Genomic DNA, 437 nt, shown 5'->3' on the forward strand with positions numbered 1-437 from the left:
ATCCAGTGACGGTCTTTAAATACGTGCAGCATTTGCGCGGCAGCAATTTGCGATAAGCCAATAGTCGTGACGTAACAGACATCACGGCTAAAGGCTTTATTCAACTCTTCATACACACGCTGCGGTTTAACCGGGACATTGTCGAAGTGGGTTTTACGCAGGCGCGTCCGCTTACGCTGCTGGCATTCATCAACCTAGGTATTCCGGCAAGGTAAACGGCCTGCTTTCTGCATCTCCTGAGCAACGTCAATCAACAAAGTCAGCGCGGCTTTGGCATCCGAAACGATACCTAAATCCGGACACAGGACGCGGCCGATTTGTGTCGGCTCAATATCGATGTGAATGATCTTGCGACCTTCGGTATATTTCGCGACAGAGCCGGTGTGTCGGTTAGCAAAACGGTTACCAATACCGAACACCATATCGGAGGCTAGCAG

1 pseudogene is annotated in these 437 nt (G+C 50.6%); it reads right to left on the reverse strand.

What is annotated here, in order from left to right:
- A pseudogene (locus tag ACU8YC_RS28095) lies at positions 1–437 on the reverse strand (glyoxylate carboligase); the annotation flags it as partial.

The organism is Citrobacter sp. VF227, from assembly GCF_052950715.1.